Annotated in this window: 22 protein-coding genes; 6 read left to right on the top strand and 16 right to left on the bottom strand. The window is 63.2% G+C overall.

Annotated features, from left to right (window positions below):
* Positions 1–41: 41 nt before the first annotated feature.
* Positions 42–1,508 carry an aminotransferase-like domain-containing protein gene (locus AB6724_RS12445; RefSeq protein ID WP_369338837.1) on the bottom strand — a complete coding sequence of 489 codons (1,467 nt, stop codon included), beginning with the start codon at positions 1,506–1,508 and terminating at the stop codon, positions 42–44.
* A 129-nt stretch (positions 1,509–1,637) separates the two neighbouring features.
* On the opposite strand from AB6724_RS12445, the gene AB6724_RS12440 reads away from it, so the two are divergent.
* Complete coding sequence (locus AB6724_RS12440; RefSeq protein WP_369338836.1) at positions 1,638–2,255, top strand: LysE family translocator; 618 nt, start codon at positions 1,638–1,640, stop codon at positions 2,253–2,255.
* Between the two features lie 9 nt (positions 2,256–2,264).
* Positions 2,265–2,801 carry a GNAT family N-acetyltransferase gene (locus AB6724_RS12435; protein WP_369338835.1) on the top strand — a complete coding sequence of 179 codons (537 nt, stop codon included), beginning with the start codon at positions 2,265–2,267 and terminating at the stop codon, positions 2,799–2,801.
* A 4-nt stretch (positions 2,802–2,805) separates the two neighbouring features.
* On the opposite strand, the gene mnmH is transcribed toward AB6724_RS12435, so the two are convergent.
* Together mnmH and AB6724_RS12425 are read right to left on the bottom strand one after the other, a co-directional pair.
* Positions 2,806–3,861 (bottom strand): tRNA 2-selenouridine(34) synthase MnmH, encoded by a 1,056-nt coding sequence (gene mnmH, locus AB6724_RS12430; RefSeq protein ID WP_369338834.1) that lies wholly within the window; start codon positions 3,859–3,861, stop codon positions 2,806–2,808.
* 445 nt (positions 3,862–4,306) lie between these two features.
* Positions 4,307–4,849: a retropepsin-like aspartic protease family protein gene (locus AB6724_RS12425; protein ID WP_369338833.1), complete on the bottom strand. Its 543-nt coding sequence runs from the start codon at positions 4,847–4,849 to the stop codon at positions 4,307–4,309.
* Positions 4,850–4,967: 118 nt separating this feature from the next.
* Here AB6724_RS12425 and AB6724_RS12420 point away from each other — a divergent pair, with 118 nt between their 5' ends.
* Positions 4,968–5,726, top strand: coding sequence for a DsbA family protein (locus tag AB6724_RS12420; protein WP_369338832.1), 759 nt, complete (start codon positions 4,968–4,970; stop codon positions 5,724–5,726).
* Positions 5,727–5,911: 185 nt separating this feature from the next.
* Here AB6724_RS12420 and icd read toward each other — a convergent pair whose 3' ends face one another.
* Positions 5,912–7,174: an NADP-dependent isocitrate dehydrogenase gene (gene icd, locus AB6724_RS12415; RefSeq protein WP_369338831.1), complete on the bottom strand. Its 1,263-nt coding sequence runs from the start codon at positions 7,172–7,174 to the stop codon at positions 5,912–5,914.
* 696 nt (positions 7,175–7,870) lie between these two features.
* On the opposite strand from icd, the gene AB6724_RS12405 reads away from it, so the two are divergent.
* A complete protein-coding gene (locus tag AB6724_RS12405) occupies positions 7,871–8,377 on the top strand; it encodes a DUF192 domain-containing protein (RefSeq protein ID WP_369338830.1) in 507 nt (168 codons plus the stop codon).
* A 264-nt stretch (positions 8,378–8,641) separates the two neighbouring features.
* Here AB6724_RS12405 and AB6724_RS12400 read toward each other — a convergent pair whose 3' ends face one another.
* From AB6724_RS12400 to AB6724_RS12390, 3 genes are all read right to left on the bottom strand, one after another.
* On the bottom strand, positions 8,642–10,873 hold the full coding sequence (locus AB6724_RS12400; protein ID WP_369338829.1) for an NADP-dependent isocitrate dehydrogenase: 2,232 nt from the start codon (positions 10,871–10,873) through the stop codon (positions 8,642–8,644).
* 588 nt (positions 10,874–11,461) lie between these two features.
* On the bottom strand, positions 11,462–11,635 hold the full coding sequence (locus tag AB6724_RS12395) for a hypothetical protein (protein WP_369338828.1): 174 nt from the start codon (positions 11,633–11,635) through the stop codon (positions 11,462–11,464).
* Positions 11,636–12,781: 1,146 nt separating this feature from the next.
* A complete protein-coding gene (locus AB6724_RS12390) occupies positions 12,782–13,009 on the bottom strand; it encodes a DUF1010 domain-containing protein (protein ID WP_369338860.1) in 228 nt (75 codons plus the stop codon).
* Between AB6724_RS12390 and AB6724_RS12385 the strand changes: the two genes are divergently transcribed.
* Positions 13,008–13,181 (top strand): tyrosine-type recombinase/integrase, encoded by a 174-nt coding sequence (locus tag AB6724_RS12385; protein WP_439329863.1) that lies wholly within the window; start codon positions 13,008–13,010, stop codon positions 13,179–13,181. The genes AB6724_RS12390 and AB6724_RS12385 overlap by 2 nt on opposite strands.
* Positions 13,182–13,276: 95 nt before the next feature.
* On the opposite strand, the gene AB6724_RS12380 is transcribed toward AB6724_RS12385, so the two are convergent.
* Entirely contained in the window at positions 13,277–13,663 is a 387-nt protein-coding gene (locus AB6724_RS12380) for a YkvA family protein (protein WP_369338827.1), read from the bottom strand.
* 318 nt (positions 13,664–13,981) lie between these two features.
* Between AB6724_RS12380 and AB6724_RS12375 the strand changes: the two genes are divergently transcribed.
* Positions 13,982–14,269: an H-NS histone family protein gene (locus tag AB6724_RS12375; RefSeq protein WP_369338826.1), complete on the top strand. Its 288-nt coding sequence runs from the start codon at positions 13,982–13,984 to the stop codon at positions 14,267–14,269.
* Between the two features lie 76 nt (positions 14,270–14,345).
* Here the strand turns inward: AB6724_RS12375 and AB6724_RS12370 are convergent, their stop codons facing one another.
* The 8 genes from AB6724_RS12370 to AB6724_RS12335 form a co-directional block, all read right to left on the bottom strand.
* On the bottom strand, positions 14,346–15,137 hold the full coding sequence (locus AB6724_RS12370; protein ID WP_369338825.1) for a DNA adenine methylase: 792 nt from the start codon (positions 15,135–15,137) through the stop codon (positions 14,346–14,348).
* Entirely contained in the window at positions 15,058–15,291 is a 234-nt protein-coding gene (locus tag AB6724_RS12365; RefSeq protein WP_369338824.1) for a Com family DNA-binding transcriptional regulator, read from the bottom strand. The genes AB6724_RS12370 and AB6724_RS12365 overlap by 80 nt, the downstream gene beginning before the upstream one ends.
* A gap of 160 nt (positions 15,292–15,451) precedes the next feature.
* Entirely contained in the window at positions 15,452–15,673 is a 222-nt protein-coding gene (locus AB6724_RS12360) for a hypothetical protein (protein WP_369338823.1), read from the bottom strand.
* Positions 15,666–17,495 (bottom strand): hypothetical protein, encoded by a 1,830-nt coding sequence (locus AB6724_RS12355; protein ID WP_369338822.1) that lies wholly within the window; start codon positions 17,493–17,495, stop codon positions 15,666–15,668. Before AB6724_RS12355 ends, AB6724_RS12360 begins: the two co-directional genes overlap by 8 nt.
* 3 nt (positions 17,496–17,498) lie before the next feature.
* The gene (locus AB6724_RS12350; RefSeq protein ID WP_369338821.1) at positions 17,499–17,897 is read right to left on the bottom strand and encodes a hypothetical protein; all 399 of its coding nucleotides are present in this window, start codon (positions 17,895–17,897) and stop codon (positions 17,499–17,501) included.
* Entirely contained in the window at positions 17,894–18,280 is a 387-nt protein-coding gene (locus AB6724_RS12345) for a hypothetical protein (protein ID WP_369338820.1), read from the bottom strand. The genes AB6724_RS12350 and AB6724_RS12345 overlap by 4 nt, the downstream gene beginning before the upstream one ends.
* Positions 18,277–19,554 (bottom strand): hypothetical protein, encoded by a 1,278-nt coding sequence (locus tag AB6724_RS12340; RefSeq protein ID WP_369338819.1) that lies wholly within the window; start codon positions 19,552–19,554, stop codon positions 18,277–18,279. The genes AB6724_RS12345 and AB6724_RS12340 overlap by 4 nt, the downstream gene beginning before the upstream one ends.
* 18 nt (positions 19,555–19,572) lie before the next feature.
* The gene (locus AB6724_RS12335; RefSeq protein WP_369338818.1) at positions 19,573–23,175 is read right to left on the bottom strand and encodes a hypothetical protein; all 3,603 of its coding nucleotides are present in this window, start codon (positions 23,173–23,175) and stop codon (positions 19,573–19,575) included.

The raw sequence follows: 23,175 nt of genomic DNA, 5'->3' as shown, positions 1-23,175 counted from the left end.
GATTCTGGCGGGCTCCGATTGTTATCAATCGTGAACGCCGCCTATCTGCGCAATTGCCGCAATATCTGCTCCAGCACCGTCCATGGCGCGGCCTGATCGGCCATGGCCACAGGCACACGCAACATGCTGCTGGTGGCCTGCCTGGGCGAGAACAGCAGGCCCGGCGCCAGCAGCAGATCGCTCATGGCCGCCTGGCGCGCCAGCACTTCGGAGTCCACGCCGCAGTCCACCCAGGCAAAGGTGCCGGCCACTGGTTCGTATTCGGCATGGCAGCCCAGCGCTTCCAGCTTGCGCAGGCAGCGGCTGCGCGCACGGTCAACGCGCTCGCGCAGCCGATCCACATGTTTGCGAAAAGAGCCATCGGCCAGGATATGGTGGACGATCTGCTCTGCCGGCAGCGAAGAAGTCAGCCCGGCCAACAGCTTCATGTCGGTGAGGCGGTGCACATACTCGGGCCTGGCCGCGATATAGCCCACGCGCAAACCACCCGACAAGGTCTTGGAATAGCCACCCACCAGGATCACGCGTTGCAACCGGTCCATGGCCGCCAGCCGCAGCGGCATGGCGCCCAGAAAATCGGCATAGGTATCGTCTTCGACCAGCAGAAAATCATGGCGTTCGGCAATGCGCAGCACCTCGTGGGCCACGCCCGCAGACAGACTCAGCCCCGTGGGGTTGTGCACCACCGTATTGAGGATGAAGAGCTTTGGCTTGTGGCTCTGGGCCAGGGACGCCAGGGCCACCACATCGGGACCGCCGGGCAGGCGCGGCACGCCCGCGACATTCACGCCCATATATTTGAGCCGCCCGAAGATCAGAAACCAGGCCGGGTCCTCGACCAGCACGGTATCGCCAGGCTTGAGAAAGCAGCGCACGACCAGATCCAGCCCGTGGGTCACCCCGCCCACCGTCATGAGATTCGCCTCGGGGTGGGCAGGTACCTCCTGGGCCTGCAGATTAGAGGCAATCTGCTGGCGCAGTGGCAAAAAGCCCTGAGGGTGGCCATAGCTGAGGAAACTCTGCTCGGCCCGCGCATTGTTGCGGGTGATAGCGCGCATGGCACCGGTGATCAGGCCCTGATCCATCCAGCTTGAAGGCAGGCAGCCTGCGCCCCCCATGCCCGCGCTGTCATCGCGAAAAATGCCACGCAGCAGATAGGCGGTGTCAAAGTCTGCCGGCTGCGAAGAGGCTGCGGCCACGGCGGCAGGCTCCATCACGCGGCGCTGGGCCGCCACATAGAAGCCGCTGCCGCGCCGCGATTGCACCAGACCCTGGGCAGTCAGCTTGTCATAGGCCTGCACCACGGTGTCGCGGCTGACGCCGGCGCTTTCTGCCAGCGCCCGCACCGAGGGCAGCCGCATACCGGCGCGCAGGCCATGGTTGCGTATCAGCCCGCCGAAATGCTCCACCAACTGCTCCACCAAGCCCAGGGCACTGGAGCGCACGGGGCGCCACTCCATGGCGGAGGAAGCCGGCAGCGCCGGCGGTTCGGTTTCGGCATCAAACATGGGCGGACCTCAAAGTGTCAGGGTGGCACGGGCAGGCCAGCTCATCAACTGGCATGGTCAAGTGTACTGTTACTGTACTGATAACTGCACATAGGATTAGCCATACCAATGTTTTTCACCTCTGCAGCCATGTCTCTGTTGCCCGACTCTGCCTCATTCCTGCTGCCGCTGGCCATGTTTGCCTTTGTCAGCTCCGTCACGCCCGGCCCCAACAATGTGATGCTCACCGCCTCGGGCGCCACCTTCGGCTACCGCCGCAGCGTGCCGCATATGCTGGGCATCTGCCTGGGCGTGGTGGTCATGGTGCTGCTGATCGGCGCGGGCCTGGGCAAGCTGTTCGAGGCCGAGCCGCGCATCTACACCCTGCTCAAATACCTGGGCGCCGCCTATCTGATCTGGCTGGCCTGGAAGATTGCGCGCGCCGGCGGCGTGGATCAGGGACAGTCCGGCAGCCGCCCGTTCAGCTTCTGGCAGGCAGCGGCCTTCCAGTGGGTCAACCCCAAGGCCTGGATCATGGCCGTGGGCGTGGTCGCCACCTATACGCCGCGCGAAGGCTTTTTTGCCAATCTGATGCTGTCGGCCATCGTGCTGGGCCTGGTCAACTACCCCAGCATCAGCGTCTGGACGCTGTTCGGCAGCACCGTGGGCCGCGCGCTGCGTACGCCCCAGGCCTTGCGCGTCTTCAACGGCCTGATGGCGGGCCTGCTGCTGCTGTCCCTGGTGCCGATTTTTGCGGAGCACGCCTAAACTGTGCCCATGTCCCAGCCCCTGCATATCCGCCGCCTCGCCGGCTCCGACCTGAATCCCTACCGCCGGCTGCGCCAGCAGGCGCTGCAGGAATGCCCGGGCGCCTTCAGCGCCACGGCGGCCGGCGAGCGGCAGCTCAGCGACGTGCAGTTGCTGGCACGCTTTGCAGGCGCACCTGGTCAGGCCATGTGGGGAGCCGTCACGGAAACCGGCGCCTTGTGCGCCACCCTGGGCATGGACCGCGACCTGGGCGAGAAACTCGCGCACAAGGCCCAGCTCTACGCCATGTATGTGGCTCCCGAAGCACGCGGCCAGGGCCTGGCGAAGCGCCTGCTGCACATCGCCCGGGCCCATGCAGCACAGCTGGGTCTGCGCCAGCTGCTGCTGGGCTGCAATGCCGACAACGGCCATGCGCTGCGCCTCTATGAGCAGGCCGGCTTTCGCCGCTACGGACTGGCGCCCGAGGCGATAGGCATAGACGGCCGCTTCTTCGATGAGGTGCTGATGGTTATGACGCTGACCGCAGGGCCGCCCGAAGCAGGCTAGCAGGCTAGCGGGCTTGCAGCGCCTGCACCTGCTGCGCGAGGCCGACGATCGCAGCATCGGAAAGGTCGGCCGTCTCCAGCACCTGGCGCCGCGCCCATTGCTCGAAATGGTTGGACTGGGAGCGCTCGTAATGCGGGTCGTAGTGGCGCAGCATCAACTCCTCGAACAAAGGCGCCAGATCCCGTGCCTGTGCCCATTGCTGCCAGCGCCCCACGGTTTCATTGCCCTGAAGCTCCTTGAGCCAGCCCAGCTTGAGAGCCAGCGCTTCGGGGTCGTCGCCCAGATAGGCATAGTCGCGCAGCAGATAGGCCAGACGCGCCTGCGTGGTGGCACGCACCTCGATCACCGGCGCCTTGCGCATATATTCCACCAGTACCAGGGGCACGCCGAGGCGGCCGATCTTGGCGCTCTCGCCCTCCAGGTATACGGGGCGCGAGAGGTCGAAGCGCTCCAGCTGCTCGGCGATCAGGGTCTCGAAGCGCTTCTGGCTGGGCTGCTCCACCCCGGGCAGATTGCCCAGCAGCGAGCCCTTGTGGCTGGCATAGCCCTCCAGGTCCAGTACCTGCTCCCCCTGCTCGGCCAGTGCGTGCAGCACCCGGGTCTTGGCGGAACCCGTGGCGCCGCAGAGCACGCGCATCTGCAGCTGGGGCACGATTTCCTCGAGCTGGCTGATCACATGGCCGCGAAAAGCCTTGTAGCCGCCGGCCAGCTGCTGGGCGTCCCAGCCCACCAGGCGCAGCCAGGTCACCATCGAGCCGCTGCGCAGGCCGCCGCGCCAGCAATAGACCAGCGGCTTCCAGTTGGCGGGCTTGTCGGCAAAGGTCTCGCGCAGATGGCGGGCCAGATTGGCCGACACCATGGCCGCCCCCAGACGCTTGGCCTCGAACGGGCTGACCTGCTTGTAAATGGTGCCGATCTGCGCGCGCTCCTCGTTGTTGAGCACGGGGCAGTTGATGGCGCCGGGAATATGGTCCAGCTCATACTCGGCAGGCGAGCGGGCATCGATCAGGGCGTCGAACTGATGGCGGTCGGGAACGCGGATGGGCAGACGGTGGGACACGGCAGGCTATGAATGGCGGTGCCCGGCAAAGCGCAGGGCCGCCGGGCAATGGGCCGGGCGTAAAGCAGCGATCGCGCAAGATCTGGCTCGAAGCTCGGCAACATGAAACACCCGCTGCCGGCCAAGCCGGCAACAGGCCACGAAGCAAGGGTGTGGATCGAGCCTCGATACGCACGACGGCGGCCGCGGCAATGCCCGGCCCGTCATACCCTGAGGCTTGGCATTTTCGCAGATGCCGCGTCGCATCCGCATCCGGCGCCCCAAAACCGCACCGGGCGCAGCTGCTTGCAGCTCCGCTGCCCAGCCAATTCCCATCAAACCATGTTCAAATCATTGGCAGAATTGCGCAAACAGCTATCAATCCGGGAGTCACCTCGACCTGCCTCACACACTCTTGCGAGTCTCGCGGGCCTGGAGCCAGTATCAGGACCGCCGGTCAACGCCCCTACCGGCGCGGACGCAGCAGCATTTCATCGCCGCTCATCTGCACGTCGAAGAAGCGCAGAAAGTTCTGGCCCAGCAAGGCATCTTCGCTGTCTTCGCCCGTATAGCCCGTGCCCACGCGCACATCGCGCACGCTGAGGCTGGCGATGCGCACCTCGTCGGCCACGACGAGGCGGCCGTCGCGCTCGCCGTTGGCGGTGCGAAAGCGCGTCTTCTGCCCGCCCTCCAGCCCGGCCCTGGCCGCCAGCGCATCCGTCACGCTGACCGAGGAGGCGCCCGTGTCCACCAGAAAGGTCACGGGCTGGTTGTTGACATAGCCCTTGACGCGGAAATGCCCGTCCATGCCGCGCTCTATGCGCACGGCGCCATCGGCCGTGACCTTGGCCTGCGCGGGCTTGAGGAAATACTGCATGGCCAGATACATCACGCCCATCACCAGCAGCCAGAACAGCAGAAACAGCAAGGTGCTGCGCCGCGCCACCGATTGCGGCGTGGGTTCGGATTCCGGCGAGGACTTGGGCGGTGGTGTGACATTCAGGCGCATGGGCGGCAGACATGGAAACAATCCGGCCATTTTGCCAAGGTCATAGCCAAGGCTCCAGCGGCTGCGCGGGCGCAGCGCTTACATTGAAGCCTGTTTGCATTTCATTGTCTGAGCTCACATGGACACCTCCACCCTGCCCCCGCTGGTCCTGCACTATATTTTTGATCCGCTGTGCGGCTGGTGCTATGCGGCCGCGCCGCTGGTCAAGGCGGCACGCAGCGTGCCCGGCCTCGCGGTGCAATGGCATGCCGGCGGCATGCTCACGGGCGCGCATACGCGCACCATCACCGCCGACTGGCGCGAGCATGTCATGGCCAGCGACCAGCGCATTGCCGAGATGACCAGCCAGCCCTTTGGCGACGCCTATTTCAACGGCCTGCTCAACGATATCGGCGCTCCGCTGGATTCCGAGCCACCAACCACGGCGCTGCTGGCCGCCGAGGCGCTGGCCGGCAAGGGCCTGGAGATGCTGTCGGCCCAGCAACAGGCCCACTATGTGGACGGCAAGCGCATCAGCGAACCTGCCGTGCTGCGCGCCCTGGCCCAGGACCTGGGCCTGGATGCGGACGCCTACGACCAGGCCTATGCCGCCCAAAGCGGCGCGGCCACGCAACAGCACATCGCCGAGAGCCGCCAGTGGCTGGGCATGGTGCAAGGCCAGGGCTTTCCCACGCTGGCGCTGGAATTCAACCATCCCGAGCAGCCCGGCCAGCGCGCCGTGCAGCGCATAGACATCGGCCCCTGGCTGGGCGATGTGGAAGGCTGGAAGCAGCAACTGGCCGAGTGGGCCGAGCAGGTGGCCGGGCTCGAGCAGCAGGCCGATGCCGAAGCCGCTCCGGCCTGCGGCCCCGACGGCTGCGAACTGCCTCAGCGCTGATCCGGCAACCTATTCCCCCTAAACAAGAACAGCCCTTTTCAGGGCTGCTTTTATATCGATGCGACGGACCGAGCGATGCGGGGCCTGCTCCAGGTCAGGGACGCCAGCCAGGGCCCGGCCGGCCGCGCCATCCCGCGGCCAAGGCGTCGTCCCCAAGCCGCCACGCGGCCCGGGGGATTGCAGGGTCAATCCATCATGGAAATCACGATGTCCCCGAACCTCGAGCAAGACACCTGCACCGCGCCATCCATCAGGCGCGCAAAGTCATAGGTCACATGCTTGCTCTGGATGGCTTTCTCTAGCGAGGCCACGATGAGGTTCGCGGCCTCGCTCCAGCCCATGTGGCGCAACATCATCTCCGCGCACAGAATCATGGAGCCGGGGTTCACATAGTCCTTGCCCGCATAGCGCGGCGCCGTGCCGTGCGTGGCTTCGAAGCAGGCAATGGACTCCGACATGTTCGCGCCGGGCGCAATGCCTATGCCGCCCACCTGGGCGGCCAGCGCGTCCGAGATGTAGTCGCCGTTGAGGTTGAGCGTGGCCACCACCGAATAGTCGGCCGGGCGCATCAGGATCTGCTGCAAAAAGGCATCGGTGATCGAGTCCTTGATGATGATGTCCTTGCCCGTCTTCGGGCTCTTGAGCCGGCACCATGGGCCGCCGTCTATGGGCTGGGCACCGAACTCGCGCTGCGCCAGCGCATAGCCCCAGTCACGGAAAGCGCCTTCCGTGTACTTCATGATGTTGCCCTTGTGCACCAGGGTCACGCTGGGGCGGTTGTTGTCGATCGCGTACTGTATGGCCTTGCGCACCAGGCGCTCGGTGCCCTCCCTGGACACGGGCTTGACGCCGATGCCCGAGCTCAGCGGAAAACGGATCTTGTTGACCCCCATCTCCTTGGACAGAAAGTTGATGAGTTTTTGCGCGTTCTCGCTGCCTGCCGCGTATTCGATGCCCGCGTAGATGTCTTCCGAGTTCTCGCGGAAGATGACCATATCGGTCTTTTCGGGCTCCTTCAGCGGCGAGGGCACGCCGTCGAAGTATTTGACGGGACGCAGACAGACGAACAGGTCCAGCTCCTGGCGCAGCGCCACGTTCAGCGAGCGTATGCCCCCGCCAACGGGTGTGGTCAACGGCCCTTTGATGGACACGGCATAGTCGCGCACCGCGGCCACCGTCTCCTCGGGCAGCCACATATCGGGACCGTAGAGGCGCGTGGCCTTCTCGCCCGCAAACACCTCCATCCACTGGAGCTTGCGCTTGGCGCCATAGACCTTGGCCACGGCGGCATCCGCCACCTTGCGCATCACCGGCGTCACATCCACGCCCACGCCATCGCCTTCGATGAAGGGAATGATGGGCTGATCGGGCACGTTCAGCGTCATGTCCGCATTGACGGTGATCTTCTCGCCCTGCGGCGGTACCTGGATGTGCTGGGAAGCGCTCATGCTCTGGAATCTCCTAGTCCTTGATGGTGTGCGGCAACGCACCTTGCTGGTGCATTTTGCATATGACCGAATTCTGACACCACTGCACGGCGCAAATTCTAAGAAACCGCTGGTAAAAACCTGTCAACGCCGGCACAGCGCCGCCGTTGAATGAGTGTGAGGCGCAGATAGTCTGCACTGCACAAAACCCTGAAACCTGGCATTGCCGCATCTTTAGGAAATTGGCACACATGAAAAAACTACTCGCTGTCCTGATTGCCGGTACGTTCGCCGCTGGCGCATTCGCCCAAGCCGCTGCGCCTGCGAAACCTGCCGCCGCCCCTGCTGCGCCAGCCGCAGCCACCACACCTGCTGCCATGCCGGCCGCAGCAGCCCCTGCCGCTCCCGCTGCGGCACCAGCTGCAGCACCAGCCCCCGCAGCAAAGCATGCGAAGTCCATGCACAAGCATGCCAAATCGCACACCAAACACAGCACCAAGAAAGCCGAAAAGCCCGCTGCTTGACAGACGCTGAACTGCTGCACCGGCACAGAGCCTAGGTCCTGACCTCCGGCCTCTGTGGCCGGCAAGCGCGCAAAGCCCGCAGAATGCAAATTTCTGTGGGCTTTGTGGCTTGAGGCAGGCCGATTTCAGCCGAAATTCAGGCTCCATGCCTTAGGCTCTCGGCTTTCGATTCCTTTTTTGGCATGCAAGGCTTATGAAGAATTTCTCCAGCCAGACCTCTGACTCGCGCCAATACGGCTGGCGCGCCATGGCGCTGGCCGCAGCTACCCTGCTCGGACTGCTGGGCACGGCTCCGGCCATGGCCGGCGATCAAGGCCAGCCGCAGATGAATTTGCGCCGCACGGATCTGACGGCGGGCATGTACCGCATCGACACCCAGTTGGCCGTGACCGAGCGCCAGCGCGAAATCGGCCTGATGTTCCGCAAGGAAATGCCTCAGCAGGAGGGCATGCTGTTTGTGTTCGAGGTGCCCGGCGTGCAGTGCTTCTGGATGCGCAACACCATACTGCCGCTGACCGCGGCCTTTGTGGCCGACGACGGCACCATCGTCAATCTGGCGGACATGCAGCCCATGACCGACGACTCCCACTGCTCGGCCAAGCCCGTGCGCTATGTGCTGGAGATGAACCAGGGCTGGTTTGCCAAGCGCGGCATCAAGGCCGGCACCAAGCTGGGCGGCGCGCCCTTCGGCCGCCAGTAGCGCTCATCGCTCAAAGCGCTTTGCGCTATCTAGCTTCTGACTGACTCGCCTCCGCCCAACCCAGCCATGCAGCAAAGATAGAGCCGGCAGTGCTTGCAGCGCCGCCGGCTTTTTTCGCGCTAAAAACTCACTGCAACGCATGCCCAAACAGCGCCAGAAGCTTCATATTTCATAGCATCAGACGTCAAAAAGCCGGCGGCCTTTTCAGGTCCGCCGGCTTGGCGCTGGCAGGCGGAGCGAGCCCCGCACTGCAAACAGCTTGGCTTACACCGCAGCGATGGCGGCGTTGAAGGTGGCGCTGGGGCGCATGATGGCGTCCATCTTGGCCACGTCGGGCAGGTAGTAGCCGCCGATATCGGCAGCCTTGCCCTGCACGTCCTTGAGCTCGGCCACGATCTTGGCCTCGTTCTCGGCAAGCTGCTTGGCCAGGGGCGCGAACTTGGCGGCCAGTTCCTTGTCTTCGGTCTGGGCGGCCAGAGCCTGGGCCCAGTACAGAGCGATGTAGAACTGCGAACCGCGGTTGTCCAGCTCACCGGTGCGGCGCGAAGGCGACTTGTCCTCGTCCAGCAGCTTGCCCGTGGCTTCGTCCAGGGTCTTGGCCAGCAGCTTGGCGCGGCCGTTGTTTTCCTTGATGCCCAGGTCTTCCAGCGACACGGCCAGGGCCAGGAACTCGCCCAGCGAATCCCAGCGCAGATGGTTTTCTTCCACCAGTTGCTGCACATGCTTGGGAGCCGAGCCGCCGGCACCGGTTTCGTACATGCCGCCGCCGGCCATCAGAGGCACGATGGACAGCATCTTGGCCGAGGTGCCCAGTTCCATGATGGGGAACAGGTCGGTCAGGTAGTCGCGCAGGATGTTGCCGGTCACCGAGATGGTGTCCAGGCCGCGGGCCACGCGCTCCAGCGTGTAGCGCATGGCGCGCACTTGCGAGAGGATGTGGATTTCCAGGCCGCTCGTATCGTGATCCTTGAGGTACTTGTTGACCTTCTTGATCAGCTCGGCTTCGTGCGGACGGTAGGGGTCCAGCCAGAACACGGCGGGCATGCCGGAGTTGCGGGCACGGGTCACGGCCAGCTTCACCCAGTCGCGGATGGGAGCGTCCTTGACCTGGCACATGCGCCAGATGTCGCCCTGCTCCACGTTCTGGCTCATCAGCACTTCACCGGTGGCCAGATCGACGATGTTGGCCACGCCGTCTTCGGAGATCTCGAAGGTCTTGTCGTGCGAGCCGTATTCCTCGGCCTTCTGGGCCATCAGACCCACGTTGGGCACGGTGCCCATGGTCTTGGGGTCGAAGTTGCCGTGCCACTTGCAGAAGTTGATCATCTCCTGGTAGATGCGGGCGAAGGTGGACTCGGGCATCACGGCCTTGCAGTCGTAAGGCTTGCCGTCGGCGGCCCACATCTTGCCGCCGGCGCGGATCATGGCGGGCATGGACGCGTCAACGATCACATCGTTGGGCGAGTGGAAGTTGGTGATGCCCTTGGCGGAATCCACCATGGCCAGACGCGGACGGTCTTCCTGGCACTTGTGCAGGTCGCGCTCGATTTCTTCGCGCAGCGAGTTGGGCAGCGTGGCGATCTTCTCGTAGAGGTTGGCCATGCCGTTGTTCACGTTCACACCCAGCTCGTCGAACAGCTTGCCGTGCTTCTCGAAAGCTTCCTTGTAGAAGATCTTCACGCAGTGGCCGAACACGATGGGGTGGGACACCTTCATCATCGTGGCCTTGACGTGCAGCGAGAAGAGGATGCCGGACTCCTTGCAGTCCTCGATTTCCTTCTCGTAGAAGTCGCACAGCGCCTTCTTGCTCATGAACATGGAATCGATGACCTCGCCGTCCTTCAGCGCGACCTTGGGCTTCAGGACAATGGTCTGGCCGCTCTTGGTGACCAGCTCCATCTTCACGTCGCGGGCCTTGTCCAGCGTCATGGACTTTTCACCATGGTAGAAGTCGCCCTTGTCCATATGGGACACATGGGTCTGCGACCACTGCTTCCACTCGGCCATGGAATGGGGGTGCTTCTTGGCGTAGTTCTTCACGGCCGCGGGAGCGCGACGGTCGGAGTTGCCCTCGCGCAGCACGGGGTTCACGGCCGAGCCCAGGCACTTGCTGTAGCGGGCCTTGATTTCCTTCTCGGCGTCGCTCGTGGGGTTCTCGGGGTAGGCCGGAATCTTGTAGCCCTTGTGCTGCAGCTCCTTGATCGCCGTGGTCAGTTGGCCCACGGAAGCGGAGATATTGGGCAGCTTGATGATGTTGGCTTCGGGCGTCAGCGTGAGCTTGCCCAGTTCGACCAGGTTGTTGGGAACACGCTGTTCCTCGGTCAGGTAGTCGGGGAACTCGCCCAGAATGCGGCCGGCCAACGAGATGTCGCTGGTTTCCACATTGACGCCGGCGGAAGTCGCGAAGGCGCGGACCACAGGCAGGAAAGCGCTGGTGGCCAGACGGGGCGCCTCGTCAGTCAAGGTGTAGATGATGGTGGATTGCTGCGTGCTCATCTCTTGTCTCAGGTTGTGAAAAAGGTGGGGGCGTGCCTTGGGCCTGCATCCCGAGTCTGCGCAATGGGGCCTGACACAGCGGGAAGCATTGCTATCTTTTGCAATACGTTCCCACGATACAAAATTCTAAGCCCAACCGGGCCGATTTTTTTAAGTCTTGTACAAGACTCAGGGATTTAGCTGTACTTCTGCAAGGCACTTTCATTGGAGAAGCATCTAAAGACCCCTGTTTTCTGCCATGTAAAAAGTTGCGGCGCTGCGTCGTGCATTTCGGCCGCCTTGCGCCGTCTCAGGCACCAGAAAGTTGCGTTGAGTTGCGTTGCGCGGCCTTTGGCACAAATTTGCGCGAGCTTTGGCACAAAGTAGCACAGCCTTTGGCACCAAGGCTGACAAAACAGCAAGCGATCGCATCATGCGATGTGTTGCTTTGTTGTCTATTGGCTGGTGTGCGTCTGTCTCAGAACGACCCGTTACGCACAGTCGGCACTGCGAAAGTCCATCAACGTTGAAGATATGCGAACGCCGCAGGCGGCTTGTTTGACTAGCTAGGCGTGGTGCCGGGGGCTCAGCAGCAGAGGCCCTCAAAAATCACAGCGGCACACTGCCTTGCCCTGAATTACTTGTTTCCAGCAGCACCTCGGACGCCACATTTGGCGGGGTTCCCTCAGTCGCTGCAGCTTTCCGCTGAGCCTTCTCGGCCTTTTTTTTCTTCTTCTCTTGCTCGCGTTGTCGTTTTTCGAATTGGTAGTTGGGTTTGGGCACCAGACGATTCCTTTTGTGGTTTAGCTGCTCACCATACCTGATGTACCGCTCCCGAAAACTCCAACCTCTAGCGACGGTGCTTTTTTTGTGCTGTGGTCAGCTCAGCAAAGTGGGATGTGTCCAGTCAGATTTGTCCAAAGTGAAAGCGCTCTTGGCCACACCGTAGCAACGTATCTACTGCCACGATCTACATACACTGAAGGTCGCTGCGGATGACATGATCAGTCCGTTGGATCTGCTTACTGGAACTTGAATGTCTGTGCCTGTCCGGTAGCAACCTGCGACCGAGGACGGCTCACGACCCAAAGCGGTAGTAGCGGACTTTGGAAAGAAGTCGTTCAACGTTCGACATGGGCGCCAACCGTAGGCCTACGAAGTAGGCCGTAGGGCATCCGTTCTATGGAAGTGTTAAGTTGCCGCAGGGCGTGCCATCTTAGCCACCGCAACGAGCTGCCGTAACGTCTTGCGGGGCTCCTGCATCCCCTCGCCCAACCCACCGAAAATGATCTTTATCGACCATTTGGTACCTATCCTGAAACCCATTCTTAAGATGCACGGTAAATTCGGTGTCGCTTAGGAGGCTAACTGTTCCAGTATTTCCCGACTTACTCCCATCGTTTCCAGAAAAAGCGAAAGTAATAGTCCCGTTTGCAATCACTATTCGATTACTCCCATATGAATCTTGCGCACACCACGTTCCATTTATATATAAGGTCAATGGAGATTTCGGTGTGCCCAACTTCGTGCCAACGTCTCCTTGGGGGCCGGCATGCGTAACGGATTTGCAGATCTTGCAACTGACGCCGTTGATATTCTCGCGCGTGATCGGTTTTTGCCCCCAACTGCTGTCCGTTCCGCGGTTGCCTTGACTGAGGATGGTGAAATACGGCGTACTATCGATATAGTAATCGACCTTGGAACAGGCGGGCGCCGATGACTGAATCGTCAGGTCGACCGCATACGACCCTTTTTCAGATTTGGTAGGGATGACGGTGATAGAAGCTGAACACGATCCGACGAGCTCCTGACAGTCGCAGTTACTACTCTGGGCGCGTGCCACACCGCTAACACAGATGACGATGATGGATACGATAAGCCAATCGATAAGTAGGGCGATGCTTCTCATCATATTTTCTCCAATGCAGCCTAAAGACTGAGGTAAGCCAACTGCCGTAGGCGGGCCGGTTTGACCGATGGGTTAGACCCAAAGGCCAAAAGGAAGCACCCAGATTTGAAGACGGGCGCGACCCACGAAAAAGCGCTGTGCCACGGAAGCGGCGTTGAACGGCGCCACCATTTGTATGAGGATCGTGTGCAGTGGGCGCTTAAAAAGCGGTGACACTGGTGGAGTTTATATGCCGATTCAGCCCATATGTTGCGTCACTCGTTTGCCACGCGCCTGCTGCAATCAGGGACCGACATTCGCAACGTGCAAGAGCTGTTGGGCCACAGCTACGTCAGCACCACCATGATTTATACACATGTCCTCAAGGTGGCGGCGGGTGGTACGCCCAGTCCATTGGACTCGCTCATGGCGTGCCGATGACCGCTTTCGCGTCATTCTGCGAAGGCCCCCTTTTGGCCGGTAGCAGCCAACGACCGGTTGAATCCGCCACCCTGAGCGGCCCTTCATGCACGTATCTAAGGAGTCAACCAGTACCAGGCTGCAGCTCCAATGGCTATCCACAACACGATGATCATGATGGCGCCTGTGCGGCTACTTGGCTTCGATCCTTTCTCAGCCATCCATGCATCCGCTTGAACACGGCATGCAGCAAGAACTGGCTTTGGCAGGAGATTGACCGTCAACCAGATCAGTGCCGGAAGCAGGAGGATATCGTCCACATATCCTAGAACGGGGATGAAGTCAGGTATCAAATCAATCGGGCTTAGCGCATAAGCCACTACAAAGAGGCCCAAAGCCTTCGCAAACCAAGGCGTGTCGGGGTGTTTTCCAGCGAACCAGAGTGTCACGCCATCACGCTTGATCCGCTTTGCCCAAACCTTTAGGTTGCCACTGATCGTCATAAAAAGCTTTGAAGATGAGCCAAAATTTTCTCATCATTTGCGAAGACGGCTTATGGCCGAACGCAGCCAGTCCCCCTATCGCTTGCGATAAGACAGTGGTCGTGCAAGACAAGACGCTTTAGGGCCGGCCTGTCTCTACAGCACAGCCAACTTTTTTGGGTTGTTCCTCAGTTTTTTGGAATTGGCACGCGTCAAACTGGGACACAATGTGCGCGGTTACTTTCGCTTGAAAGCGAACCAACTGCATATACGACGTATCTCATGTATGAGTGCATCCTTTTGGTGCTAATTCGAACATTTACAGAGGACCTCTTTTAGATGAGTACACATTCTTATAAGGACTTGTTGGCACAACGCGAAGCTCTTGAGCAGCAGATTGCTGCTGCTCGCAAGTCTGAAGTCGCAGGTGCGGTGCAAGAAATCAAGGGCTTGATCGAGGCTTTTGGTCTGACGCAGGACGATGTCTTTCCTCCCGCCAAACAAAAGCGGGAGACCGGCTCTGTAGCCCCAAAATATCGTGACCCCGCGACCGGCCAAACATGGACTGGCCGAGGAAAGCCTCCGGCCTGGATCAAAGATCAAGACCGTTCTCAGTTTGAAATTTAAAAGTGGCCCTCGAGGCCACTTTTTTATTTCTTGGAGGCGCTGCAGCCTCCTATCTTGCTGATCCAGCTGGCATTGTTCAAAACAGCCCGGCAGGCTCCTCGCTCCTGGCCCAGCTGTAAATCACCAGCTCTCCTCGCTCTACCCGGTTCGCGCCACCACCGACGGTGTAGTCCAGTTTTAAAGCCTCCATCTCAAAATCCTTGAAGCACTCCCTGATCGCCGGGTGATCGTTGATGCTGATGACGGCCTTGCCCTTGATCGTCTTGAGCTTCTGGGCCATCCGCTCGTACTGTTCCCAGGGGAACGGCACGCCATAGCCCTCGGTTTCCCAATACGGGGGGTCCATATAAAACAAGGTGTGGCTTCGGTCGTAGCGGTCGATGCAGGCGGCCCAATCCAGCTGCTCGACATAGGTTCCAGACGCCAGGCGCAGATGCGCGGCCGAAAGGTTCTCCTCAATGCGCAGCAGATTGATGGCCGGGGCCGTGGTTGCCGTGCCAAAGGTCTGACCGGAGACCTTGCCGCCGAAGCTCTGCTGCTGGAGGTAAAAGAACCGGGCCGCGCGCTGGATGTCGGTCAGGGTTTCGGGCCGGGTGTCCTGCAGCCATTTAAAGACCTGGCGACTGGTCAAGGCCCATTTAAATTGCCTGACGAACTCCTCCAGGTGGTGGGTCACCACCCTATAGAGGTTCACCAGGTCGCCATTGACGTCGTTGAGTACCTCGACGTCGGCCGGGTGGCGGGCAAAGTACACCGCCGCGCCACCGGCAAAGACCTCTACGTAGCAGCTATGGGCTGGAAAGCGCTTCAGGAGTAGATCGACCAGGCGGCGTTTGCCTCCGATCCAGGGGACGATGGGGTTGGTCATGGGGTTCAGCTGTCGGCCCTCTTGGCGGCTCTGATGTGGCGCTCGAGGCGCTCAGCTGATTGAAGGCCCCACACCTGGGGCACTTGATGTTCAGACGTTGATATACGCCCTCACCTAACTTTTTGCGGCAGTTGCCGCAGCGGATCTCGTTCATTTGCAAGCCTTTAAACCTTTAAAACTCTGGTAGGCTCAGCGCCGCTCTGTACAGGGTGAGCGGGCCTTGCCGGCTTGCAGGTGTGTTCTGCAGTTGGGGCTTTGCTGGGTGTTACAGCACCTGGCAAAGTCGCCCGTTCTTTTTTCGTGGCGCTACATGGCTACACCTCCCCTTCGGTGTAGGTCAGTTCGGGAGCCGGCCCTTCGATAGCACCGTCCCGCACAAACACCCGCAGGCCCGCAGCGGCTTGGCCACGCGCCTGGACCATGGCGCCGCCTGGCAGCTTCACGGTGGCCACGCCGCCGATCACATATTCCACCGTCCCCACCATGAGCGGCTTGGGTGGCTGCAGATCCATGAACTGCTTGTAGAGGTTAGGCATGGGTCTCGACCTCCAGCACCTGGCGCAGCCTGGGCGCTGCCCAGTTGATCGCCGTCGACCGCACGATGCCCATGACCGTCTCCGGCCCCTTGTAGCGCACGAACTGGCCCGGCAGGATCACGCCGGTCTCCGGCAGCACCTGCATCGAGAGGGAAACATGAGCCTGGCGGCCAGTGTCGGCCAATTCGGCTAGGCCGCGCTGACGCTGGGCGGTCGCGTCCGTGATCAGGGCATGTGTGGCCTGGGGCGCGATCAGCTCGCCGGCCGTGCCGGCCCGCGTGACGGGGCCGAAGACGCCGGCACTGATGCCGCCCACAAAGACGCGGTTGTAGATCGGCTTGTCCATGAACTCGGTGCCCTCGACCTCGGCCGCAGCGGCCGGGATCTCGAAGTCGGGCACCACGTCGCCCCAGGCCCAGGGCGCCGTGGGGTACTTAGGCAGGATGCGCAGGATCTGTTCTGTGTTGTGTGGCTGGACATAGCCGCCCGCAGCCGACGCAATGTCGTTGATCGCGTCGATGTAGCTGCCTTGCATGGCCCAGGCCCCGGCCGGCACGACCCAGTCTTCCAGCTTCCAGTCCACGCCCCAGCCGATGGACACGCCGTTGATCTTGAGCGCCTCGACCGCGAGCTGCTGGGCGGTCAGCAGTTGGCCAGGATTGCCGAATGGCAGGCGCTTACCCCAAGGCTCACTGATCACGGCCGCCAGCCCTCGGCCGGAGACTGCCCAGCGCTCCTGGGGCATGAAGCGGCGGTCACGGCCGGTGCGCTCCAGGCGCAGCTTGAACGGCACGCCATTGACGACGGCCAGCACCACGGCGGGGTCACCCTGGGCGTCCCGGCCGAGGTGATGGGCCGCATCCTTGTGCAGCGAGGCGCTCCAGGTCCAGGTCCATGAATTGAAGTCGAGGGACATGCTGAAAGCCAGGGCCTGCAGCTCCACGCCCGTGTCCAGGCAGGTGAGCATGACTTGATTGAGCACGATATAAGCCTTTCGTGTCGGAGCGACGATCAGGGCACCAGGGCCGTCGTCCTTGCACTCACAAACAAAAATCAGCCGGCCATTGCGGACCGCAGCCGCACCAAACACCAGGTGCGGATCTGGCACATAGCAGCGGTCAATGGGCGGCTCGGGGTCAACCGGAGGCCCCGGCCGTTTGCTGATGCCGGGCGGTGGCGGCACCGCCTCTTGCCAGCGGCTGGCGATGCCCAGCAGCCATGGCAACGCGCTCTGGAAGTCCGTGGCCAAGCCCGCGACCAGCGGCAGAGCCACCTGGTGGCGCACGCGTTGCAGCGCAAAGCGGTCGTGCAGTCCATCCTGGTGCGGCAGCTCGGCCTGGCGCTGCATATGCGCCGCCACCTGGTGGCGGGCCTGCAGGTCGATATCCGAGCGCAATGCCGACTGCGCCTGTACGGCCGCCGAGGTCTGCAGGGGCTCGCCGTCCTGATGGCGCGCGGCCGTGGCCATGTCGCCCGGTCGCAGCGTGCCGGCCTGGCGGGCCTCCGTGCCCTCGGGCTGGGCCTGGGCCGTCTGCCACCGGGCCTGCCAGCCGGCCGGACTGCGTATCGTGCCCTGCATGCCGGAGGCAATCCCGGCCTGAAGCTCGTCGGTGGACCGCCAGGGCGCGACCGTGCTGCTCACCATGGGCCGCTGCGCGCGGCTGTCGTATGCCATGTCGCACACCAGGGTCAGCTCGGGCAGCTCGCCATCGAGCGACAGATCGACGCCAGGCACCCCGACCTCGCCACTGTCGTTCAAACCAAACACCAGCCGGCCGTCTGTGGCCGGCTTGCGTTTAAAGATCAGGCGGGCGTCCGTCATCGATCACCCCATGATGGCCGAGACCAGGCGCACGGCGCCGCCTGCATAGAGCTGCAGGGCCGATAGTCGGAAGGGGCCGTCGCCATTGGACGCCGTGCACAGGCCGTCGCAGACGATCTCGCCCGCGCCGTTGACCAGGCGGCCCCAGCCGACCACGCCGGTCAGTACGGCCATGCCGTCACCGGCCGGCACCAGGTGCAGCGCGTTGCTCACGATCTCTCCGGCAGGCAGCTGCAGGGTGATCACGGCCAGCAGACGGGCACTGGTCACCGCATCCGGGGCGCTGGGTAGCAGGCCGTCGAACAGCTCGATACGGGCAGGATTCGGCCCGGCATTGATGTCCGCCAGCGTGGCCTTGAGCCGCTCCAGCCGGTGCCTGGGCGTGACGCGCAATCCGCTCATCGTGTCGGCGCCAGGTTGTCGGCCAGCACGCCGCGGAACTTGTGCAGATGGTCCAGCGCCACGACCGTGAACCGGGCATCGGGATTGAGGCCGTCGAAGCGATAGGCGCCGGTATCGGCATTGCTCACGGTCTCGGCCACCAGTTGCATGGTGGGCTCCAGGAACAGCAGCACGCGGCGCGCAATCGGCAGGGGCGCGGGGTCTTCGGCCTCCTGTTTCTCGACGGTCGACGCGATATGGCCCAGACCACCGGCACCACTGAGCAGCGGCTTGATCAGCACTGCAGAGCCAAACAAGGACATGCGCGGCTTGCTTGAAGAAAAATCCAGCGGCGTCAGCAATGGCAAGAAGGCCGGCCCCACCAGCAGCGCGGGACCGCTCATCGCCAATCCTTCACCAGCTCGACAAAGTAACCACCGATACCCGCCAAGCTAGGGCTGCCACCGCCGTAACTGCCGTTCGATCCGATATGCGCGGGCAGCGGCAGCAACACGGAATGGGGCATACCGGCGGGTGTTTCGAGCGGGGTTACCGTCATTGGCCACAACATATCGGCAGGTACCGAATACAGGCCAGGCATCAAGGCGCGCGCGGTGAAGTTGGCGCCATCATTCAAGCCCGTCGGGCTATGCGTTGCAATGATGGCCTGCCCAAGCACGAATCCAGAGTCCGCAGGATTGACCGCATCCAAGCCGGCGCCTTGAACGGTATTTGACAACCACCGCTTGCCACTGGTGAGCCAGCCAAAGGGGGTGCCAGCGTACTGATTCTGCATCCCGAGGCCCAAATAGCGCATCGGTATGGCAACTCCCGTTTGGGCCAATGCCCTGGCGATCATCCGAGTGCCATTGTTCATCGCGTTCATGCTGCCGCCAGCCGCCCCGATCCCGTTCATATTGGTCGCAGGAGCATCGATAGATGGTGCGGCGCCCTCCAGCATCGTGGCGTACTGATCGCCTGCAGCCCGAGTATTGAGCTGTATGAAGTGGTTGCTGACGACCCCTATGCCGTTACCGATGACATCCACCGCCGAATAAAAACCGAGGGCGTCGCCCGTGATGATCCAGGGGCGCGCGACGGTGCCAGACACAGCAGCAGACTTGTACCACCAGGTAGTACCCAAGGTGGTAAAGGAGTCGATGGCGATCACGTCGCTGACCAGGCGCACCGATGCCATCGCTTTGTTGGTACCTGTGTTCCACCCGGAGACGGTGTTGGTGTCATCCACAAACAGGCTCACGGCATTGCGGCGCGGGTCTTTGCTGCGGTAGATGCGCTGATTGGCGGCCGTGGCCTGGATCTCGAAGCCCAGAGGGGCCACCTTGGTGGAGCCGCCGTTGTAGGTGCCGTTGGGCACGCCAGCCGCCTCAAAGGTGTAGGAGCTGCCCGTCAGCGCAATGATCCGGAATTCGCCATTGAGCCCGGCATGGCCGGCGTCGGCATTGAGCGCCACCTGCCATTTGCGGAACTTGTGGCCCAGCGTGGTCGTGGCCACGGCCATGCCATCGGTCACGACGATCTGGTTGATGACGGCCGCGCCGTAGCCGTTGACCAGCACGGCATCGAGCAGCGCCACATAGGCGCCGGCATCGGCATACAGGGCCGGCGCGCCGGGCGTGTCGGAGGTAAAAAACTTGGTCTGCGTCCCGTAGGGCATGGCAATGTGCTCCAGTGATTAGGGTTTGGGGTTGTCCACGTCGCCACGGCCGAGCAGCGTGAAGGTGTCGTCGGGGACGGTCTCGGGACCGGGCTGGACGGTGCGGGCCACCCACAGCGGCATGCCGGCCTCCACGGTGTTGAAGCGCAGCACGTTGCCCACGGCCCAGTTGTTGCCCCAGCCCTGCCAGGGCAGCACGAAATAAGGCACGCCCTCGGCCGGATTGATCGGCTTGCAGTCCGTGCTGGTGTTGCCCACGGCGATCACGCCCACGTTCTCGCCGATGACGTCGAAGGCCGTGGGCGTGGTAAAGCGCAGTGCCCAGCGCTGCGTGATGGCGCCGCGATTGGTGACCTTGATCGGGTACTGCGCCGCATTGAAGGACGCCAGCGCATCGGCGCCCTGGGGCACGTCGGCCCAGGTCGGCACCCAGGTCTGCTGGTCAAACACCGCGTTGACGCGGGCAAACAGGTCGCTGGCCACACCCGAGCCGGCCGTCAAGGCGCTGGAGATGTAGCTGCCCAGCGGGTAGTGATGCGAGAGCGCGCTCGCAAACGAGATCTCGCCGCTGATCTGCACGTCGCGCACCACGGCCATGTCCTCGATGCGGTGCTCGATGGTCGCGGGCTGCGACCAGGTGGCCACGTCCACGATATGCACGGTACCGGCTTCCAGATTGGCGGTGTAGCCGCCGTGGATGACCTTGCCGTCGGCTCCCACAATGCGCACCCGCGACAGGCGCACACGGCCGCAGTCCACGGTCTGGTCATTGGCGAAGGTGGCGGTGATCGACCCCGTATGCCCCACCACGGCCACGCCGCCCGGCCGAAAGATCGGCACGCGGCCGTCGCTGGGCAGGCGCACCGGGTCGATGCCCAGCAGGTCCGCATCCAGCGGCAGGTAGCTATAGGCCACGGCCGAGTAGCGCAGCGCGCTGGCGACCACCGGGGCGGGTTTAAAGATTTTGCCGTCCGGCTGCACGTTGGCCGGGTCGTACCAGGGCTCGCCCGCGTTGCCGGCCGCGTTGACCAGGACGCCGAACCCCAGGCGCACCAGGCCGGTCTCGTAGTCCACGGTGCCGACGACGCCAGCCGCGGAGATCGTGCCGTCGATGCCGGCAGTGACGTTCTGCACGCCGCCGCTGGCCCGGGGCACTTGCACGGTCAGCGAACCGGGGCGCAGCGGGCTCGATGCGGTGCGGAACACGTAGGCGCTGGAGATGGCATCGCCCAGGGTCGTGATGCAGCTGGCCCGGCGCACGGTATTGGCGTTGCCCGGCGTCCAGGATGTGAGCGCAATGCGCCCGGTTGCGTAGTTGACCGTGCCGCGCGTCACAAAGCCGGCCGGCGTCAGCACCCGCAGCGTGCCACGGCCGTCATCGCTCCAGGGTTGGCCGCTGGCCGGCAGCATGACGACCGAGCCCGGCACGACCGGCGCCTGCACGCCCGTGACCAGTGCGAACTCGGGAGCAAACTGCACTTGCAATGTGTGGCGGGTCGCGCTGCCCGTGGTCCGAAACCGCAGCTTGACGTAGCCGCTTTCGTCGTTCGGGTAGATCGAGGGCGCGTTGATGTACTCGATGCCCGAGTAATTGAGGCGGTACTTGGCGGCGTCGGCAAAGAAACCGCCGCTGCCACTCACCATGCTGGCCGAGTAATGGGGCTTGGGGATCTGGATCGTGACGTCCGGCAAAAAATCCATGGTGCCGGCCGCATAGTCCACGGTGCCGACCTGCAGGGTTCCCAGCATCAGCTTGCCCGCGCCATCGTCGCGCGCGATCTGGGTGGGGTCCACCAGGGTGACCCCCATCTCTGCGAGCTGGGCCCGGGTGTAAGTGCCGAGCACGCTCTGATCGGTTATGGTGTTCCACTCGACCTGGACCGTAAAAGGCACCAGGCCGCCCACGCCGGCAGCCACGGCCAGCCGCCCCTGCCCGTTGCGGGACGGATGGGCCAGGGTCACCTCGTTGGCCGGGGCCGTGTCGACCGTCACATCGAGCACGGTGCCGATGGCCGGCAGCAGCTTGGGCGCGAACAGCACTTCGGAGCGGCCGACGCGCACTTCGCCGCTCGCGTCACCCTGGAGCTGCCAGGCGGCGTTGGCGGTCGCCGCGCGCGGCGTTGTGCCATCCATCCACTTGATGTCGAACGCCCCGGGATACAGCGCCTGGCCCGCAGGCAGCTGCAGCGCAATCGTCTGCGAGATCAGCATGTCCAGGGCGGCATGCACGGTCTCTTGGGTCGGGACACCCCATCCGATGATGATGGAGCTGCCCGCATCGGGCAGCGCGCCCAGGGTGATGACGTAGGAGCCGGTGTCGGGGTTATAGGTGCCCGCGCCATAGCTGGAGTCGATGCCGCGCAGGGAGCCGTCGCCAGCGTCCGACAGCACATACCAGCGGCCCTGGGCGCGGTAGCTGAAAGACAGCGTGCCACGCGCGGCCGTGGGCGTGATGAAGCCCACATAGGACTGGCTGCGGGTCTCGGGGGTGATGCGGATCTCGCTGGACTGCGGCATGCGCTGCATATAGGCAGCCGGCCGGTAGCTGATGGTCTTGCTGCCGGCATAGTTGCCCGAGCTGCTGGCCACGATGCCGTTGGCGTAGTCGACCGTGCCCACTTGCTGGGTGCCCGACATGAGCATGCCCGCCGCATCGGTGAACTGCGCGCCGGAGCCGAGACGGATCTTGAGCGAGCTTGGCAGGCAGCCGCCCGGCAGCACCAGCGTGGTGTTGTTGTCCCAGGCCTGCGTCGTGGTGAAGGTCACCTCTTCGGCGCCGGCGGCCGGCAGGCCGGCCATCGCGTAAGGGATACCGCCCGGGATCGGTGTCTCGGTCTGGGCCGAGGGCACCAGCTGCGTGAACACCGACCGGGCCACGGCCGTGAAGTCGCCCAGCGCTGCGGCCCTGGCCAGGGGGCTGACGCCCACATAGCTGCCGGCATCGGCCACCACGGTGTCCCGAATCCGGGCGGCATTCGCCGCGCGCGTGAAAAAGCGCGAAGCAGGCGAGCCGATGAAGTCGGTGCGCAGCTTGTCGCTCAGCTCCACGGTGACGATGGCGGCCTTGTAGTCGGTGCCGTTGGGGTCAGTGAACATGCGGACAACGGAACTCACGCGGGTAGCCCGCACATACTGCTCGATCTGATTGGCGGCGCCCTCGTTCTGGATGATGACCAGGGTTTGGCCCACGGCCGGCCGCGCCTCGGCCTCGCGCTGGAAGATCTGGATCACGCGCTGGCCTGCGAGGTGGCCCTCGTACAGATAGCCCGCCCACTCCGGCCCTTTGTTCAGATAGGCCTCCACGCGCCGGATCGCTTCACCGCGCACGTCGAAGGCCTGGCCCGTACGAAACAGGGTCACGCTGACGCGCGGGTCTTTGGGTGGATCGGCCACGATCACGTTGGCGCCGAAGTAGGTATCGGTGTCGTCGGTGCGCACGCCCAGGGTCACTTTGCGCAGGCTGACACGGCCGATGGCCCGGTCGAGCTGCGAAATGTCTGGGAATATGGCGTTGCTCACGCCGTCGGGAATGGCCTCGCCCGTGGGAGCGCCGCCACCCTCGGGGGCGTCGCTCATGACCGCGGACTTGAGCAGCTTTACGTCGCCTGTCTGGATCGGCAT

It is taken from the genome of Comamonas guangdongensis, from assembly GCF_041079535.1.
GTDB lineage: Bacteria > Pseudomonadota > Gammaproteobacteria > Burkholderiales > Burkholderiaceae_C > Comamonas > Comamonas guangdongensis.
This window is presented reverse-complemented; position numbering and strand designations above follow the sequence as displayed.